23 protein-coding genes are annotated in these 17,721 nt (G+C 45.8%); all 23 read right to left on the bottom strand.

Translation table 11 applies throughout. The features are described from left to right. Nucleotides 1-200: 200 nt before the first annotated feature. Nucleotides 201-1,283 carry a flagellar biosynthesis protein FlhB gene (flhB, locus tag N288_RS09135; protein ID WP_009795885.1) on the bottom strand — a complete coding sequence of 361 codons (1,083 nt, stop codon included), beginning with the start codon at nucleotides 1,281-1,283 and terminating at the stop codon, nucleotides 201-203. Further along, nucleotides 1,280-2,062: a flagellar biosynthetic protein FliR gene (gene fliR, locus N288_RS09130; protein WP_009795886.1), complete on the bottom strand. Its 783-nt coding sequence runs from the start codon at nucleotides 2,060-2,062 to the stop codon at nucleotides 1,280-1,282. The genes flhB and fliR overlap by 4 nt, the downstream gene beginning before the upstream one ends. Nucleotides 2,063-2,066: 4 nt before the next feature. Further along, the gene (fliQ, locus tag N288_RS09125) at nucleotides 2,067-2,336 is read right to left on the bottom strand and encodes a flagellar biosynthesis protein FliQ (protein ID WP_009795887.1); all 270 of its coding nucleotides are present in this window, start codon (nucleotides 2,334-2,336) and stop codon (nucleotides 2,067-2,069) included. A gap of 12 nt (nucleotides 2,337-2,348) precedes the next feature. After that, nucleotides 2,349-3,014 (bottom strand): flagellar type III secretion system pore protein FliP, encoded by a 666-nt coding sequence (fliP, locus tag N288_RS09120; RefSeq protein ID WP_009795888.1) that lies wholly within the window; start codon nucleotides 3,012-3,014, stop codon nucleotides 2,349-2,351. Next, nucleotides 3,011-3,700: a flagellar biosynthetic protein FliO gene (locus tag N288_RS09115; RefSeq protein ID WP_022543715.1), complete on the bottom strand. Its 690-nt coding sequence runs from the start codon at nucleotides 3,698-3,700 to the stop codon at nucleotides 3,011-3,013. The genes fliP and N288_RS09115 overlap by 4 nt, the downstream gene beginning before the upstream one ends. Before the next feature lie 28 nt (nucleotides 3,701-3,728). Next, complete coding sequence (locus N288_RS09110; protein WP_009795890.1) at nucleotides 3,729-4,091, bottom strand: response regulator; 363 nt, start codon at nucleotides 4,089-4,091, stop codon at nucleotides 3,729-3,731. 21 nt (nucleotides 4,092-4,112) lie between these two features. After that, a complete protein-coding gene (gene fliY, locus N288_RS09105) occupies nucleotides 4,113-5,339 on the bottom strand; it encodes a flagellar motor switch phosphatase FliY (RefSeq protein WP_009795891.1) in 1,227 nt (408 codons plus the stop codon). Continuing rightward, a complete protein-coding gene (fliM, locus tag N288_RS09100; protein ID WP_009795892.1) occupies nucleotides 5,329-6,327 on the bottom strand; it encodes a flagellar motor switch protein FliM in 999 nt (332 codons plus the stop codon). The genes fliY and fliM overlap by 11 nt, the downstream gene beginning before the upstream one ends. A gap of 44 nt (nucleotides 6,328-6,371) precedes the next feature. Then, nucleotides 6,372-6,800, bottom strand: coding sequence for a flagellar basal body-associated protein FliL (fliL, locus tag N288_RS09095; RefSeq protein ID WP_009795893.1), 429 nt, complete (start codon nucleotides 6,798-6,800; stop codon nucleotides 6,372-6,374). Further along, nucleotides 6,790-7,011 (bottom strand): flagellar FlbD family protein, encoded by a 222-nt coding sequence (locus N288_RS09090; protein WP_009795894.1) that lies wholly within the window; start codon nucleotides 7,009-7,011, stop codon nucleotides 6,790-6,792. Before N288_RS09090 ends, fliL begins: the two co-directional genes overlap by 11 nt. 48 nt (nucleotides 7,012-7,059) lie before the next feature. After that, entirely contained in the window at nucleotides 7,060-7,854 is a 795-nt protein-coding gene (flgG, locus tag N288_RS09085) for a flagellar basal body rod protein FlgG (RefSeq protein ID WP_035403520.1), read from the bottom strand. 81 nt (nucleotides 7,855-7,935) lie between these two features. Next, a complete protein-coding gene (locus N288_RS09080) occupies nucleotides 7,936-8,322 on the bottom strand; it encodes a TIGR02530 family flagellar biosynthesis protein (RefSeq protein ID WP_009795896.1) in 387 nt (128 codons plus the stop codon). Between the two features lie 16 nt (nucleotides 8,323-8,338). Next, complete coding sequence (gene flgD, locus N288_RS09075) at nucleotides 8,339-8,974, bottom strand: flagellar hook assembly protein FlgD (RefSeq protein WP_009795897.1); 636 nt, start codon at nucleotides 8,972-8,974, stop codon at nucleotides 8,339-8,341. Between the two features lie 8 nt (nucleotides 8,975-8,982). Further along, on the bottom strand, nucleotides 8,983-10,245 hold the full coding sequence (locus tag N288_RS09070) for a flagellar hook-length control protein FliK (protein WP_009795898.1): 1,263 nt from the start codon (nucleotides 10,243-10,245) through the stop codon (nucleotides 8,983-8,985). A 30-nt stretch (nucleotides 10,246-10,275) separates the two neighbouring features. After that, nucleotides 10,276-10,881 (bottom strand): MotE family protein, encoded by a 606-nt coding sequence (locus N288_RS09065; protein WP_009795899.1) that lies wholly within the window; start codon nucleotides 10,879-10,881, stop codon nucleotides 10,276-10,278. After that, nucleotides 10,878-11,333, bottom strand: a complete 456-nt coding sequence (gene fliJ, locus N288_RS09060; RefSeq protein ID WP_009795900.1) for a flagellar export protein FliJ — start codon at nucleotides 11,331-11,333, stop codon at nucleotides 10,878-10,880. The genes N288_RS09065 and fliJ overlap by 4 nt, the downstream gene beginning before the upstream one ends. Before the next feature lie 3 nt (nucleotides 11,334-11,336). After that, the gene (gene fliI, locus N288_RS09055) at nucleotides 11,337-12,653 is read right to left on the bottom strand and encodes a flagellar protein export ATPase FliI (RefSeq protein WP_009795901.1); all 1,317 of its coding nucleotides are present in this window, start codon (nucleotides 12,651-12,653) and stop codon (nucleotides 11,337-11,339) included. Beyond that, nucleotides 12,650-13,420, bottom strand: a complete 771-nt coding sequence (gene fliH, locus N288_RS09050) for a flagellar assembly protein FliH (RefSeq protein WP_009795902.1) — start codon at nucleotides 13,418-13,420, stop codon at nucleotides 12,650-12,652. Before fliH ends, fliI begins: the two co-directional genes overlap by 4 nt. Beyond that, nucleotides 13,404-14,420 carry a flagellar motor switch protein FliG gene (gene fliG / locus N288_RS09045; RefSeq protein ID WP_009795903.1) on the bottom strand — a complete coding sequence of 339 codons (1,017 nt, stop codon included), beginning with the start codon at nucleotides 14,418-14,420 and terminating at the stop codon, nucleotides 13,404-13,406. The genes fliH and fliG overlap by 17 nt, the downstream gene beginning before the upstream one ends. A 12-nt stretch (nucleotides 14,421-14,432) precedes the next feature. Next, a complete protein-coding gene (fliF, locus tag N288_RS09040) occupies nucleotides 14,433-16,019 on the bottom strand; it encodes a flagellar basal-body MS-ring/collar protein FliF (RefSeq protein WP_009795904.1) in 1,587 nt (528 codons plus the stop codon). Nucleotides 16,020-16,096: 77 nt separating this feature from the next. Beyond that, the gene (gene fliE, locus N288_RS09035) at nucleotides 16,097-16,408 is read right to left on the bottom strand and encodes a flagellar hook-basal body complex protein FliE (protein WP_009795905.1); all 312 of its coding nucleotides are present in this window, start codon (nucleotides 16,406-16,408) and stop codon (nucleotides 16,097-16,099) included. Between the two features lie 10 nt (nucleotides 16,409-16,418). Next, nucleotides 16,419-16,868: a flagellar basal body rod protein FlgC gene (gene flgC, locus N288_RS09030; RefSeq protein ID WP_009795906.1), complete on the bottom strand. Its 450-nt coding sequence runs from the start codon at nucleotides 16,866-16,868 to the stop codon at nucleotides 16,419-16,421. 2 nt (nucleotides 16,869-16,870) lie between these two features. Continuing rightward, the gene (flgB, locus tag N288_RS09025; protein ID WP_022543712.1) at nucleotides 16,871-17,269 is read right to left on the bottom strand and encodes a flagellar basal body rod protein FlgB; all 399 of its coding nucleotides are present in this window, start codon (nucleotides 17,267-17,269) and stop codon (nucleotides 16,871-16,873) included. Nucleotides 17,270-17,721: the final 452 nt, after the last annotated feature.

Here is a 17,721-nt window from a genome sequence, read left to right as displayed (position 1 = left end):
CCGACAAGCTTAAGACGCATAAGGATGGGAGGCGTTCTTCCTCCCGTCCTTATGTGGCTTAAGACCTCGAGGGGCTAGTGCCTGGAGCTGGACAATTTAGAAATGCGTAAGGCACTTGGTTCGATGGAACGCAGACGAAGGACTCCGCTCTATTCAGAAGCGTCATCATGGCCGGACTTTTCAGGCCTCTTCGCTGCTGCTTACATTTTGTTCTTGGTGCGGTATACATACGCAAGGATTTCCGCAACCGTTTTAAAAAACTCCTCAGGTATGGTGCTGCCGATTTCGGTCTGGCTGTACAGAGCCCTTGCCAGCGGCCTGTTCTCCACCGTAATTACCTCATTTTCTTTGGCTATATATTTGATTTTCTGTGCAACATAATCTGCGCCTTTTGCCACCACATACGGTGCATCCTGCTTTTCTTCATCATACTTCAGGGCAATGGCAAAGTGGGTAGGATTGGTGATGACGACATCGGCGTTCGGCACTTCCTGCATCATGCGGCTCATCGCCATTTCTCTTTGCTTCTGCTTGATCTTTGACTTGATCAAAGGATCGCCTTCAATGTTTTTATATTCATCTTTTATGTCCTGCTTGGACATCCGGATGTTTTTCTCGAAATCATACTTCTGATAGAGATAATCCAGGACAGATAAAAAGAGAAGCGCAGCTGATGCAAATAAGCCCATCTGCACGGTAAGACTGGCCAAAATGATCAGTGCCGCCCCCGGGGATTTTTGTGAAAGCATCAGGATCTCGTCAATCCGCATCCATAAAACCACAAATGTGACCGCACCGACAAATCCGATCTTTAAGACCGACTTCAGCAGCTCCACAATGGCCCTCATTGAAAAAATTCTTTTAAATCCTTTGATAGGATCGATTTTTTCCAGCTTAAACTGAATGGCTTCGGTTGAAAATAAAAATCCAACCTGCATATAATTGGCCGCTGCCCCGGCAATCATGGCAATCAGCATGACCGGTCCCAGAAACAAAGCCAATTCCTTCATGACTGCAAGGAAAATGGCCTGTACATTGCTCTCGGTCAGTTCCATGAGCATAAATTCCTGAAAAGAGTGCGTCAGCAAATACATGATGATATTTTTTAAATATCCGCCTGCAAAAAGGAGAAACAGGAATACAGCCAGCAGAACCAAGGCTGTATTGACATCCTGGCTTTTGGCAACCTGCCCTTTTTTACGGGAGTCCTGACGCTTCTTAGGGGTGGCCTTTTCTGTCTTCTCCCCGCTGAAAAACTGTAAATCAAGCCTGATCCTATTCATCCGGACGCTCCCCCTATCAGATCCATCAGGCCTTTCATTGTACTGGCCATCGCGCCGAAAAGCTGCGAGACTACATAGAGCAGGACACTCATAACAGCAACAAGAACAATGAAGCTGACGCCGATTTTCAGCGGAATTCCGACTACAAACACATTCAGCTGGGGAACGGTCCTTGCTACAATTCCGAGCGCCACATCCACAAGGAACAGACACCCGACCACCGGCACAGACATCTGGAATGCCGATATGAACATCGAATTAAAGGCCCGCAGCATATATTCAGCCATACCTTCATCCCCGAACGGGATCCACGGCTGGTCGAGCGGTATAGCCTGATAGCTGTAGAAAATACCATCAATGAGCAGATGATGCCCATTGACCATCAGGAGGAAAAACAGAGATATCGTGTATAAATACTGGCCCATGAGCGGGCTTTGCGCACCTGTTTGCGGATCAATTACATTGGCGATGGCGAAACCCATCTGAAAGTCGATCAAACCGCCTGCTATTTGAATGGCCGAAAGGATTAAATATGATATAAAGCCTATGACAAGCCCAACCAGTGCTTCTTTCATAATCAGCAAATAATAGGCACCATTAATTTCAAATGCCGGGGCATCCGCCGCATAAAAGATGATCCAGGCCAGAAAAAAGCCCAAGCCAATTTTATGGGTATTAGGGATTGACCGGTAAGAAAAAAGCGGCATCAGAAGAAAGAAGGAAGTCACTCTTACAAATATCAGTAAAAAAGCAGGAAACGCCGGAAGTAAATCTAGCATGTCATCATCCTACAAATCTAGTCAGATTTGAAAATATTTCATTTGTATAAGAAAGCATATGGCTGAGCATCCAAGGGCCGAAAAAAACAACACCGAGAAGGACAGCAACGATCTTTGGCACAAATGCCAAGGTCTGTTCCTGGATCTGGGTGGTCGCCTGAAAGATGCTGACAATCAGCCCCACGACAAGCGCAAGCACCAAAAGCGGCCCGCTGATATATAAAACACTCATAATCCCTTGCTCTGCGATCGATATAACTGTTTCGGGACTCATTCATTCACCTGCTTAAAAACTTTGTAGTAAAGATTTGACCACGAGATACCATCCATCCACAAGAACGAACAGCAAAATTTTAAACGGAAGTGATATCATGACCGGCGGAAGCATCATCATCCCCATGGACATAAGCACACTGGCCACTATCATATCAATCACTAGGAAAGGGATAAAAATCATAAATCCAATCTGGAAAGCAGTTTTTATCTCACTGATGGCAAATGCCGGAACCAGCGCTGTCAGCGGAATATCCTGTATGGATTCCGGCGTTTCGGCACCGGAATATTCCAGGAACAAAGCTAAATCCTTCTGCCTTGTATGGGCGCTCATAAAGTCCTTGAAAGGGACAGAAGCTTTTTCGTACGCCTGTTCAAGATTGATTTCATCATTAAAAAGCGGAGTCAGCGCCTGTTCATTAACCTCCTGGAAGGTGGGTGCCATGATGAAGAATGTCAAAAAAAGCGAGAGGCCTACAAGCACCTGGTTGGGTGGCATTTGCTGGGTAGCAAGCGCCGTTCTGACAAAAGAAAGAACAATGATGATCCTGGTGAAACATGTCATTAAAATCAATATGCTTGGCGCCAGCGATAAAACCGTCAGCAGCAGGAGCATTTTTACTGAAGTGGATACATTATCAGGGGAGCTCGCATTGAAAAATTCCATAAATTCATTCATTGATCTTTAGGCCCCTTCTGCTCCATTTCCTGGTGAATTTTCCTGCGCTCTCTGCTCAGCTCTTCCAGCTGTCCTTTTAAGACAGACTGAAAATCGCCATTGCTGCCTTCAGCGGATTTTGACATTGCCGCATTTTCCGTTCTGGCTGCCTTTGCTCTTTGAATCACTTTTGTCACAATATCGCTTGGCTGAACAAGCTGTTCCATTTTGTTGTTATAATCATTGATGATCTGATGATATTCTTCTTCATCATCTATTTCTTTCAACAGCTGTATATTATCACCCACACCCACTACAAGAAGCTGCCTGCCTACTTTGATGATCTGAATGCTTTTGCTGGCTCCGAGCGAGGCGCCGCCGAGATTTTCGACAAGCTGGGAAGATTTATAGTTCCGGCTTTTTTTGTTGATGAATTTAAGCAGAAAGTACAGCAGGCCAATGACAAATGCTGTGGCAAAAATCATCTTGGCTATATCCCAGCTGTTAATGCCAACTCCGCCAGATCCTTCTTCCTTTGCAGCCGAGCCGGCTCCCTTTGCAGGCTCTGCGCAATCTCCCGCTTTCTGCTCAAAGCAGTCTTTGACGCTGTTATTCAGCTGCTCTGCATGGGCCACAGATTGAAGGCCCGGCAAAGCAGCTGCAGCAAGAAGCAGGGTTATGAGCAATTGTTTAACTATTTGCAACATGATGCACCCTCTATTTTTAAAATTGCTTTTAGCCTAAGGTTTTTGAGATAGCTTCCAAGACCCTGTCAGCCTGGAAAGGCTTAACGATAAAATCCTTTGCGCCGGCCTGGATGGCATCGATGACCATCGCCTGCTGACCCATGGCCGAACACATGATGACCTTTGCAGAAGGATTAAGCTTTTTGATTTCTTTCAGTGCAGTGATGCCATCCATCTCCGGCATCGTTATGTCCATTGTCACCAGGTCAGGCTGTGTTTCTTTGTATTTTTCTACAGCCTGGGCCCCATCCGCTGCCTCGCCGACAACGTCGTAGCCATTCTTGGACAGGATGTCCTTAATCATCATTCGCATGAATGCCGCATCGTCCACTATCAAAATCTTCTGTGCCATAATACTTAACCCCCATATTAGTTATCTTAAATTTTTGATCCTGTCGCTCTGGCTGATGATATCTGTGACCCTGACACCAAAGTTCTCTTCAATAACAACCACTTCACCTTTTGCAATCAGGCGGCTGTTGACAAGAATATCTACCGGTTCTCCTGCAAGCTTGTCCAGTTCGATGATAGATCCCGCGGAAAGCTCCAGTATATCTTTAACAGAACGCTTTGTCCTGCCCAGCTCTACTGTCACCTGCAAAGGAATATCCAGGAGCATATTCAGATTCTTTGTTTCAGACTCCTGAAGCTGCTGAGGCTCAAAGTTTGAAAATACAGCAGGCTGAACCTGCGGCGGCTGTCCGCCTGGATAATGGGCCCCAAGATGCTGGGGAGCCGCCTGGGCAGCCGGACGCTGCGTCTGTGTTTCCATGCCGGAGTATTGCGCAGTTCCCTGTCCATAGCCGGGAGGGGCTGCTGCCATATCCGGCACTGGTTCTGCCGGCGGTTGATGGAATGCTGGCTCCTGTGCCTGCACAGGGTCAGGCTTGCTCAAATCTGCAGCCGGGTTTTCAGCCTGCGCCCCCGGATTCATAAGCTCTTCAACCAGCCTTTTAGCAAATTCCAGCGGGACCACCTGCATGATGCTTGAATCAATCAGATCCCCAATTTTCAGCCTGAAAGATACCTTTACAAGCATATCGTCATCTGGAATCCTATCTGTCCCTTCCCCTTGCTGCACATCCAGAAAATCAATGGATGGTGGCGAAATATCAACCCGTTTGCTGAAAATGGTGGACATGGAAGTTGCAGCGGAACCCATCATCTGGTTCATTGCTTCCTGCACGGCGCTCAGCTGGATTTCGCCAAGCAGATCTGCGGGGTTCAATCCGTCTCCGCCCAGCATGAGATCTGCAATGATTGCAGCATCTGATTGTTTAATGACAAGCAGATTGCTTCCTGAGAATCCTTCTGTATAGCTGACCTGGATGGCCACATACGGGTGCGGAAACTCCTCTTGAAGCTTTCTTTTTAATATGACAGAAACAGTCGGGGTTGTTATTTCAACCTTTTGATTCAAAAGTGTAGATAAAGCAGTAGCAGAACTGCCAAAAGAGATATTCCCGATTTCACCAAGCGCATCCTGTTCCATCATGGATAGGTAATCTTCAACTGAAAAAATATCGTCTTCCTCTGTGTCGTCGGTTCCTCTTAAAAGGGCATCTATTTCATCTTGCGAGAGCATATCGTCACTCATCATCGCTGTCTCCCCCCTTCAATGTATCAAGTATTTGAATAGCCAGCTTTTTATTCGCCTTACCGGGCTGTCCTGTAAATTTAGGAATATCCCCGATTTTGATCGTCAGCGGACGGTCAATCGCCTGGTTCAGCTCAATGACATCCCCGAGATCAAGCATAAGGAAGTCCTGGATGGAAATATCGGCAGAGCCCAGTTCTGCTGAAACCGGCACCTGTGCCTTCTGTATGCTGTCCTCAAGCCTGCCGAGCTCCTCTGGCTCCCTTTCCTTTTTCTCTGTCTGCATCCAGTAATGGACAGAAAGCTTGGGAATGATCGGTTCAAGCACAACATGGGGTATGCAGATATTAATCATCCCGCTTGTTTCGCCGATCATGGTGTTCAGCGATATGACGACAACCGTTTCATTTGGGGAGACCATCTGCAGAAACTGCGGATTGATCTCGAATTCGGCAAGGAAAGGATCGATTTCGGTAATCGTGCTCCATGCCTCCCTCAAATGCTCAAATGCCCGTTCAAAAGTATTGGACATGATCTTTGTCTCGATTTCTGTCAATGTATCGACTTTATTGATGCTCGAACCCCTGCCGCCCATCATCCGGTCCATCATCGCATAGGCAATATTAGGATTGACCTCCATCAGGATCCTTCCATCGAGCGGGGGTACCTCGAATACATTCAATATCGTCATTTTCGGAATCGATCTGATAAATTCCTCATATGGTATCTGGTCGGCAGAAGCCACCGAGATCTGGACATAGGTCCTTAATTGCGCTGAGAAGAAGGTCGTCAATAGACGGGCAAAATTTTCGTGAATCCTGGTCAGGCTCCGAACCTGGTCTTTTGAAAACCGGAGTGCCCTCTTAAAATCATATACTTTCACTTTCTTCTCAGACTGTTCTTTCTTTAATTCATCTGCATCCATTTCCCCTGTTGATATAGCGGAAAGCAGTGCATCGATTTCATTTTGCGATAAAACCTCACCAGACATGAACCCTCACCTCCATCTTCGTAATCTGCCGAGGAAAATCCGGATTATTGGAGGAGAGACTCAGTGATATAGACACTCTCTACTTTTCCGTTTTGCATCAGGCTGTTGATTTTTGATTTAAGGTCCTCCTGCAGGCTGATTTTGCCTTCTTTGCCCTGCAGGTCTTCCGCCTTCTTTTCTGAAAGCTCCTGGATGATAATATTCTTGACCTGGAAATCTCTCTTCTCAAGCTCTTCCTTCGCTTTTTTGCTGTCAGTCTCAACCTTGAAGGAGATACGGATAAAATCATCGCTGGCCAAATTCGTTGTGATCTGGTTAATGTCCACAGATGCTTCCAGCACTTCTTCAATTGAAGGCTCTTTCTCCTCTGCACCATCTGTATATTTCATAACAACGACCAATGCCACCGCACCAACCAGAGTGATAGCTATGAGCAAAAACAGCATGATCATTAAGAGTTTATTATTCTTCATTTTCCATTCCCTCCAGCTGTTTGTGCCCAAGCAATCCGATAGACTGATAGAACCCGATAATCTTCCTTTTCACCGAGTCCTCATCATCCTTCACCACATACTTTCTTCCATTGGCCAGTGTAATGGTCGTGTCGGGAAAAGATTCGACCGTTTCAATATAAACAGCATTAATTGTAAATGTCTTTCCATTCAGCCTTGTAACAGTAATCATTGTAAGCGCCAGGACCGAAGGAAGCCTCCAGCCCTGTCCCTCCTCAGCTTAACGTTTTAAGTTTACCAGTTCCTGCAGGATCTCGTCGGAAGTTGTGATGATACGGGTATTCGCCTGGAATCCGCGCTGAGCCACGATCATTTCAGTGAATTCCTCAGAAAGGTCTACATTGGACATTTCGAGGGAACCTGATACGAGTGATCCCGCTCCAGAAGTACCAGGTAAAACATTTTGTGCTGGTCCTGAGTTGGCAGTAGACTTATAAAGGTTATTTCCTACTTTTTCAAGCCCTCCGTTATTTGAAAACCTTGCAAGTCCTATGGTTGGACCAGTTGTTGAAGTTCCGCCTTGTATAAAAGAAATACTTCCATCAGCCCCAATGCTTAAATTTTCAATTTGGCTGATGTTTGGAATGTTTATAGCAGTTCCATTACTGTTCAGCACCTGTTCTCCAGAAGCAGTAACCATATTTCCGCTGTTATCAAAATAAAAGTTTCCTGCTCTTGTATAATAAGAATTGGTTCCTTTTTGTACTCTGAAATAACCATCTCCCTGGATTCCGATATCCAAGATCCTGCCAGTAGTCTGTAGACTCCCCTGAGTATCAACTGTATCAATTGATGACATCTGCGAACCCAGTCCGACTTGTTTAGGGTTTATTCCACCAACCCCCGCTCCGCCAGCGGTAGCCCCCGAAACAGTCTGGCTCACCATATCCTTAAAAGTAACCCTTCCCTTTTTATAACCAAAGGTATTTACATTGGCAATATTATTGCCGATTACATCTAACTTTGTCTGGAAGTTTTTCATTCCGCTAATTCCTGAGTACATTGAACGCAGCATTTTATCTGCTCCTTTCATGTTAAGTCTGCTTCAGTCAGTCGGCAGACGTGGCTTCCTCAATGAGGTCCGGCCCATTTAGTGTTAATCCATCAGTATCGTTCCGTCAATATTCGTAAAAATCTGGCTGTTTGCTTCCTTCCGTTCCATCGCCGTGATCACCGTGTTATTCCGGACGCTTACTATTAATGCGGCTTCCGGCAGTAGGACAAGTGATTCTGCGATTCCCATTCCCTTTGCTTCTGCCACCTTTGTTTCAACCTGATCCCAGCGGTCAGCAGTGATATGTATATCCCTCTGCTGCAGCCTTTCACTGGCATGCCTGCTGATATTCAGCTTTGCCGGAATATTAATGGCATTCTGCAGATGATCTGAAAAAGAAGCAAGATGTGTATTTCTGTGTGCCTGCGGCTTTCTTGGAACTGCCGGATTTAATTGCGATTGAATTGGAAGATACACTTGCTTGCCCATCCAATCACTTCCTATCCTATTCGATTTCGGTAATTTGCGATGAAGTCACAGCTGTACCATTGCCCAGCTGGAAGAGCGTAGTTCCGCCTTTAAGGCTGACAGATTTAACAAAATCCTTTTGCTCAGCCCCATCTTCCCCAACAAAGGTTATCATTCTTCCAATCAGCATGCTCGCCTGCATGAGGCTGTTATCCTGGGATCCTCCCTTGACTTCGGAAATATTGGCTGGTCCCAGTTCTGTCCCATCTTCCAGGATAAAAACAGCATTGCCGTTCTTGAACTGGATGGAGGAAACCCTCCCTGTTCCTTCCTCGATCGAAGGCTGTGCATTTGGATCATCTGATTCTGCGACTTTATGCCATTTGATTTCCTTGCCGGCAAATTCACTATAGGCAATCAGAGAATCCTGTTCCTGCATTTGGACGAGTTTTTGTATGCTTGTGTTCATGTTTGTCATCTGCTCCAGAGATGAGAATGTTGCCATCTGGGCAATAAAATCTTTATCCTGCAAGGGGTTCGAAGGATCCTGGTTTTGCAGCTGAACCATCAATATCTTTAAGAAATCATCTTTGCCCAAAATATCTGACCCGGTTTTCCGTTCATCCTTTTTATAGCTTGAAAGCATTAAAGACGAATCAATTGTATTTGCCATGCTACCACCTATGCTTCTGTATTTAATAGAATTTCTTCAAAAGATTCACCGGCTGATTCTTCATCTCTTCCAGCCTGCTGTTTTTGCCTGTCAGGCTGATTTTGCCCCTGCTGCTGTTGCTGGGCATCACGCTGCGGCATTTTCTCCTGCTGGCTCAGCTGCTGTGAAATTTCAATCCGTTCTACCTGGATATTCTGTGAGTGGAGTGCCTGTTTAAGTCCATTCACCTGGGAATCTAGCATTTCCTTAGCTGCACCTGTTGATGTCAGAATCCTGGCTGTAAGCTGGGAATCCTTTTGAATCAATTCAATCCTCAGTGAGCCTAAATTTTCGGGATTAAGACGCAAAAACATCCGCTGTACTCCGCCTGTTTTTGTAAGCTGGCTTTTCGCCAGGATAGATTCAAATTGTTCGATGAGCTGCTCAGTTGAGACCATTTTCCCCTGGTTAGACTGCATCAGTGTCAGATGCTCAACCTTTGTCATCTGCGGCATCAGGGTGAACGAAGATGCACCAGCATCCAGCCTGGAGATGGTTTTTCCGCCGTCTGGCAATTGATATTTGCCTTCATTGCTTTTTTGCGGGCCCAGGTTTAAATCATTTGAAAGCTGGGTAAAACTTTTCTGCAAATATTGGAGCTTTTCTTTGCTTGCCGCTGACATGATAAAACCGTCAAGTTTTTCCAGCAATTGCCTTGCTCCTTTGGCAAGCGGCTGTTCGCCTGCGAAGTCGGCATTTTTTTGAAGAAGGTCGTATAACTTTACAATTTTGGCTGCATCGATAAGTTCTTTCGAAAGTAAACCGGCGACTTTATTTTCTGGAAGAGCGGTCAATTGAGCAAGTATGTTCATGATGTTTTCCAAGTATGGCAACTGATCAATATTTATTTGTTCATCCGCCTGTTTCCCTGTTAGATCTGACAAGTACTTGTTTAGGTCAGTTACTATGAAGGATATTCTTTCGTCAGACAATCCAAGATAGCTCTGAATCTGTTCAAGCAGACCGGTATCTTCACCGCTCAAAAGCTGGTCGAGCAGCTGATGTCCGCCCTCCAGATCAAGCAGGGAATCAGCAGACATGAATTCAGCCAGTGACATGAGAGCCTTCTGATCAACTTCACGGGGTTTCCCGCTGGACTCCTGCTGGATTTCTCCCTGGCCTGCCAAAAGCATTGACATCATAGCCGTGAATCCCTGGCCCGCCTCAGTTTTTCCCGCATTTGCAGCGGCCGGACCTGCACTAACGATTGCCCCCAAACCTGTTAGCTGCATTCTTTTCACCCCCTTTCATATCACGCTGAGTCATTCTGAAGCTGACCGGCTGCTTTCATTTGTCAAAAGCTCTGTGAACTTTGCAGCATCTTCCGGCAGCATTTTTTCCATGATGCCTGCCAGCGTGTCAGGCTTTACATTCGAGAGGATCTGAAGGGCCTCATCATCATTCATCTGTGCAAGGATGGGCGCAGCATTTTTGGCTGACATCGTTTCATAGGTTTTTACAATATCCTTGAACGCACGCTTGTTTTCCTCTTGTATGGCCAGGAGTTCGTCTATCTGATTCTGCAGCTGCTGTTTTTCCAGCTCATTTTCCTCAATCTCGCTGTCTTTCGATTCCAGCTGGGACTCCAGCCGCTCAATCTGTGCTTCTCTGTCTTCAATAGCTGCTCCAAGCTCGACGATCCTCTGATCAGCTTCTTTATCAGCAGCTGACTGTTCCTTATCGATCATCTCCGAGATAACAGGGAGTTTGCTGCCCAGTTCCCTGCCTGCTTCAAATACGTTGGTCCCATTGACAGTTAATATAATCAATGTAACTGCAATCGCAAAAAGGAGAGGAATCACAACCAATATAAAAAACATTTGAAACTTGCTGTATTTTTTTTCTGTCTCTTCTGCCGTTTTATTCATTGGCCCACCTGGCTTCCCCGATTGGCATACAGCTGAATCGAGATATCATCCATTTGCCTGTTTTCTTCCAGCTTCATAGATTCCGCAAAACGGACAATATCTTTCTCTTTCATCTTTTCGTATTTTTTTACTTCTATATTTTTTTCCGTTAATTTATCCTGATAATAATTCATCTGATTTCTCGCATTGAATACAACCTGCTGGTAGTGTTCGATCGTTTTTTCAAGGCTGTGGATAAAATGCTGATAATGCCTGATTTCCTGGACCGGCAATCCGCTGGCAAGCTTGGAGAACTGGAACTCCTCCAGATCTTCCTTCTTCTTAAGGAGCTCATAAAGCTTTCCTGCCGCTTCTTCAAACCTTCGGACAGATTGGTTATAGCTGTCCAGGGCTTCGTCCTTTTCCCTTTCCCGTATCGACATTACCTTTTCAAATCTGTATTGATATTGCATGAATTATTCACCTGTTTCCATTAAACGGAGCAGGTGCTGTATGCTGTCCTGCATCGTTACTTTTTCTTCTGTTCCCTGTTTTAAAAATGAGATGATTTCCGGATAGAGGCGGACAGCCTGGTCAATCTCCCTTGATGTCCCTTTTTTATAGGCTCCAATATTGATAAGATCTTCGGAGTTTATATAAGTGCTCAGCCTTTCGCGCAGCAATTCTGCGCTTTTTTTATGCTCATGCGGTACGATATTGTTCATCACCCTGCTGACGCTTTTTAATACATTGATAGCCGGGTACTGCCCTTTATTGGCCAGGGCCCGGTCAAGGACGAAGTGCCCATCAAGTATTCCCCTGACAGTATCAGCTATCGGCTCATTCATATCGTCGCCGTCCACCAGCACTGTGTAAAAAGCTGTAATCGATCCCTTATGGTTCGTCCCTGTACGTTCAAGCAGCTTTGGCAGCACCGCGAATACAGACGGTGTATAGCCTTTCGTGGTCGGCGGCTCCCCTATCGCAAGGCCTACTTCCCTTTGCGCCATGGCAACCCTTGTCACCGAGTCCATCATCAATACAACATTCAAGCCTTTATCACGAAAATATTCAGCGATTGCGGTGGCTGTATATGCACCCTTTATCCTCATCAGTGCAGGCTGGTCAGAAGTGGCGGCAATGACGATCGACCTCTTGAGGCCCTCTTCGCCAAGATCATTCTCGATGAATTCCCTGACTTCCCTGCCTCGCTCTCCGATGAGCGCTATCACATTCAGGTCAGCCTTTGTATTTCTGGCGACCATTCCCAGCAGCGTACTCTTTCCGACGCCGCTGCCTGCAAATATGCCAACCCGCTGGCCGTAGCCGACTGTCAGGAGACTGTCGATCGCCCTTACCCCGACCTCCACCGGTGCGGAAATCGGCGGGCGGTTCATCGGGTTTGGGGGGTCCTGTTCAGTCGGTACAGAAGCCAGCCCCTTGGGCAATGCTTTTCCGTCAAGCGGGTGCCCGAGCGCATCTATTACCTCGCCAATAAGGGACGTTCCGATTTTGATTTCCAGAGGCTTTAAAGTCGCTTCCACCAGGCTCCCCGGGGCTATCTCACTGATAGCTGTATATGGCATCAAAATGACATTTTCCTCTTTAAAGCCTACAACCTCAGCCATGATCTTCCGCTTTTTCCCTGAACCCACATGGATGATGCAAACATCTCCGATGGAGCTTTCAGGACCCTGTGACTCAATCATCAGGCCCACTACTTTTTTCACTTTACCGTAGCGTTTGTACGTATCAATCTGCCCTATCTCACTAATCAGATCTGCAGCCTTCAATTATTTTCACTCTCCAGCAGTTCAATCAGCTTCCTTTTCATTTCTTCAAGCTGGCTGTCAACACCGGCATTGATCCTTCCGCCGGGAGACTCAATGACGCAGCTGCACTCTTCCAGCTCTTCGTCAGGATAGATATAAAGATTAGTTTCCCTTGGATAGATGGCCAGCAGCTCATCCTTATGCTCAAGCAGGAAACTGTAGCGGCCGGGATGGACATGGAGCTGGACCTCCCGGTATTCCCGCGATTCCTTGAGGGCTCTTTTGACAACCGGCAGGAATCTGCTGCTGTCTTCTTCAAGCACACTGCTGAGAATTCTTTCAGCCACTTTGATGCCAATATCAAGGATCGTCCCTTCCGAAGACTCAATCGTATTCTGGTAGTCAGCTTTGGATGATTCAACAATTTCTTTTGCAAACCCTATCGTTTCACTGAACTCCATAAGGCCCGATTGCCTTCCTTCTGCCAGGCCTTCCTGGAATCCGTCATGCCTCGCTGACTCTCTGGCCTCTTCTTTCTCCTGCTCGAATCGGACCCGCTCCTGTTCTATATGCTCCAGGAGCTGCCGGGCTTCTTCATTCGCCTGCTGAATGATGGACTCTGCTTCTCTGCGGGCCTCATCTATAAGAAGCTGCTGATTAAATGGCGCTTCTTCCTGCAGCTCGGCGGCTGGCAAATCCTGATTCAGCAGCTTAATGGATATGACTTTTTTCTGCTGCTCTGAAGGCTGGGCCCAATGCGACTTGATAAGCCTAGACAATAATATCATCTCCTCCGCCGCGCGCTACGACGATTTCCCCGGCTTCTTCAAGGCGGCGGATAATGGCTACGATCCTTGACTGGGCTTCTTCTACATCCCTCAGCCTGACAGGGCCCATATATTCCATTTCCTCCTTGAAGGTTTCAACCATCCGGGTAGACATGTTTTTGAAGACAATGTCTTTGACATCATCACTGGAGACCTTCAATGAAAGCATCAGGTCTTCGCTTTCACAGTCCCTGATCACCCGCTGGATTGCACGGCTGTCAAGGGTGACAATATCCTCGAACACAAACATCCTCTTCTTGATTTCCTCTGCGAGTTCAGGATCCTGGATCTCAAGGGCGTCCAGGATTGTCCGTTCTGTTGTTCTGTCGACTCCGTTAAGAACATCGACAACCGCTTCAATACCGCCAGTTTGCGTATAATCCTGAGTGACTGTTGCAGAAAGCTTCCGTTCGAGAATCTGCTCAACTTCATTGATGATCTCAGGCGATGTGCTGTCCATGACCGCTATTCTTCTGGCAATATCCGCCTGCATCTCCTGCGGCAGCTCAGACAATATCTGCCCTGCCTGAGGAGGATCCAGATAGGAAAGAATCAGCGAGATTGTCTGGGGATGCTCATTTTGGATGAAATTAAGTATTTGCGCCGGATCTGCCTTCCTGGCAAAATCAAATGGCCGCACCTGAAGGGATGAAGTCAGCCTGTTAATGATCAGGGCTGCCTGCTCCTCTCCTAACGCTTTTTCCAGGACCGTTTTTGCGTAGCCGATGCCTCCCTGGGAGATATAATCCTGCGCGAGGGCAATATTATGGAATTCTTCAAGAATTTCCTCCTTGGAATGGGACTCGACCTTTCTGACCCCTGAAATCTCAAGCGTCAGCTTTTCTACTTCTTCTTCACTTAAATGCTTGTACACCGAAGCGGCAACATCAGGTCCAAGTGAGATCAGCAGTATGGCTGCTTTTTGCTTGCCCGTTAATTCTTTCAATTCTTTTTTTGCCAATTAAAAACCCTCCTAGTCTTCTGCAATCCATGACCGCAGAAGCTTCGCAAAGTCCTCCGGTTTTTCTTTTGCCATCTTTTCAAGCTGCTTCCTTCTCAGGCTGCTTTCTGTTTCCTGTTCTTCGTTCACATCTTTGATGGTGACAGGTTCAACCTGTTCTTCCAGTTCTGCCTGCTCTTCCTGGCTCTTTCTCCTCGCCCTGATAAACAGGAACACCAGCAGAAGGATGATCGCAACCAGAACACCGCCAATGGCGTATACCCACCAAGGAATAACAGCAGCACTTTCTTCAGGGAATTCGGTTTTGCCCTGGAACTGCTGAACAGATACAACCACTTTGTCAGCAATATCTTCATCTGTAAGATCTGCACCGGCAGCTTTCTTATCGATTGTGGTCCTGACAATGGTGCTGAGAATCTGAGTAATATCATCGACCCGCTCCTGCGGAAGGGAAGTCGGATCGTCAGCTGTCGGCGGTTCTACCATTACCTGAATGCCGAGATCTCTTACCTTATAAGGGCTTTCTACAATTTCTTTCCGGATTTTATTGACTTCATTATTGATCGTTTCTTCTATCCGCTCGTAATCGCCATTTGAGCCTTCAGCTGCTCCAGGATAATTAGTAATCTCGTTATCACCGGTGCCTGCAATACCGCCCGCTTCTTCCGCGCTTCCAGTAAAGGTTTCAGTGATTTTCTTGGCGCTGATCGCAATGCCTTCCATATTTTCTTCATCTACAGGCGTAACCAGGTTTTCTTCCCTGTTTTCCTGGGTAAAGTCTATATCAGCAGAAACGGAAACCACTACTTTTTCCGGGCCCATCAGCGTACTGAGCATGCTTTGGACCTGGCGCTGGACATCTCTCTCGATCTGTTTTTTTACATCGAGCTGGGCCGTGATTGTTTTGCCTGAAGTATCATTGCTGTTTTCCAAATCAAAATACTCAAAGAATTGGTTTGTTACGACGATATTATCTGTAGGCAGATTAGGAACACTTTTTGAAATCAGATGATACAGGGATTTGATCTGTTCCGTTTCGAACTGATACCCTGGCTTTGTGTTCAAAACGATGCTCGCAGATGCTTCTTCTGTCTGGTCATTTATAAAAATTCCCTTTTCAGGAAGATTGATCATGACTTTGGCATCATTGACACCTTCTATCCCTTTTATCAGATTGGACAGCTCTGTCTGCATAGCATCCAGCTTCAGAACGTTAAATTCATTTTCAGTCATTCCTATTCCGGCATTCTGGCTGAAAAACGAATAATCAATGCTGCCTGATTTCGGGATGCCTTCAGCGGCAAGCTCTACCTTCAAAGTATCCACTACTTCCTCGGGGACCATGATGGTTGAGCCTCCATCGGCTATTTCGGAAGCAATTCCTCTTCCGTCCAGGCTTTCCTTTATTGCCCCTGTTTCAGAAGGTGACAGATTGCTGTATAAAGGAACCATCGTTGTCCTCCCTGCCAGGAGTACGGCAGCCGAAGCAATCAATAGGAGCAAAATAAGAGAGCCAGCCATTAGCCCCTTCTGCTTCTTAGTCCGGCTCTGCCAAAATTCTTTTAATGGGTTGAAAAATTTTTGAAGCTTTTCTTTCATCACAATCCCCCGGTTATCCTGTCTAGCAAGCCGCAGCTAATAACCGCTAAACATCATAATCTTAAATCAGCAATCTATTAAACCTGCATTCTCATGGTTTCCTGATATGCCTCTATCACTTTATTCCTGACTTCAAGCGCAGCCTGCATGGTAATGCTGGCTTTTTGTGACGCAATCATCACTTCGTGGAGGCCGATATCTTCGCCCCGGGCAAGCTTTTCTGTCATAACATCAGATTGCAGCTGGGAGCTGTTTACATTATCAATCGATTGCTTAAGCATGGAAGCAAAGCTTTTATGTCCTTCTGCCGCGCTTCCGGCAGCCGTTCCTGTGATCTTTGCCGGCTGCATGATGCTTGAAACAGGCGAAAAAGAAATATTATTCATCATAGAGTCTCCTTTACTTTCCTATCTCCAAGGCTTTCATCATCATGCTTTTAGAAGCATTGAAGACTGTGACGTTTGCCTCGTAAGAACGTGTTGCGCTTATCAGGTCTACCATTTCCCTGAGGGGATCCACATTCGGCATCTGTACGTATCCTGCTTCATTTGCATCAGGATGACTCGGGTCATAAACAAGCTTGAACGGTGTCTGATCTTCCCTGATTTCCGATACACGCACGCCGCTGCCTGCACTGCCTGCATTCATAGCTGTATTCAGGAATGAAGAAAAGTTTTTTTCCTGCGGCTGCATCACAACTTCTTTCCTTGTATAAGGCTGCCACTCGCCATTGACAAGCTTGCCCCTTGTTGAATCAACGTTTGCCATATTTGACGAAATGACATCCATCCTCAGCCTTTGCGCTGTCAGGGCAGAGGATGTTGTGTTCATGCTATGAAACATGCTCATGATTATCTTCCACCTCTTATCACATTCTGAAGACTGGTGAATTTCCCGCTGATCCTTTCAACCAGGGCATTATAGTAGATTTGGTTCTCTGCCAGCTCTGACATTTCTTTATCCATATCCACATTATTGCCATTATGATTAAAGTCCGTATTTTTATTGATAATGACTCCGGACTGCCCGCTGCCCTCAGCAGCAAAGCTGTAATGGCGGACATCCGTCCGTTTCGCCTCTATCCCGCCTATGGCCATTTCTGACTGAAGAACAGATTTAAAGCTTACATCCTTTGCTTTATAATTCGGGGTGTCTGCATTCGCAATATTCTGCGCTACAACCTTCTGTTTCAAAGACGCTTGATTTAAAGAATTTTCAAGTGTCGATATCGTATTAGAAAAAATATTCAATTTCAGCACCTGCCAGTATAAAGTAGAAAAAATGTTAATTCTTGTTGAAATTTGATGATTATAGGCGAATTTTCAATCTTAATCACTATTGTAATGAATTTGAAATAATATGTCTATGAAGTTAAAGTTAAATTTAATAATTCATAAGTCCTATTTTGATGTTTCATTCTTTGGAACGAACAAAATCCTTTTTTATGCAGAAAGCTTTTTCGCTTCATGCTTTCTTTCCTTACAGAATGCGGGTTTATTAATAAAATTCAAGCTGCGAATCAATTAGTTCCTTTTTCCTATATCCATTATTGACATCCTTCTCATGTTAGCAAAAATACGACTTTTATCATTATTAAGATATAATATTATTTCTATGATTTACCAAGCTTTTACGACGAATTGTGTAAAATCCCTGTAATGTCCGTAATAATTCATCATTTAAAACCAAAATAAAAAAACCT

The organism is Bacillus infantis NRRL B-14911 (assembly GCF_000473245.1).
Lineage (GTDB): Bacteria > Bacillota > Bacilli > Bacillales > Cytobacillaceae > Bacillus_AB > Bacillus_AB infantis.
The sequence above is the reverse complement of the archived record's forward strand: the minus strand, read 5'-3'. Positions and strand labels throughout refer to the sequence as shown.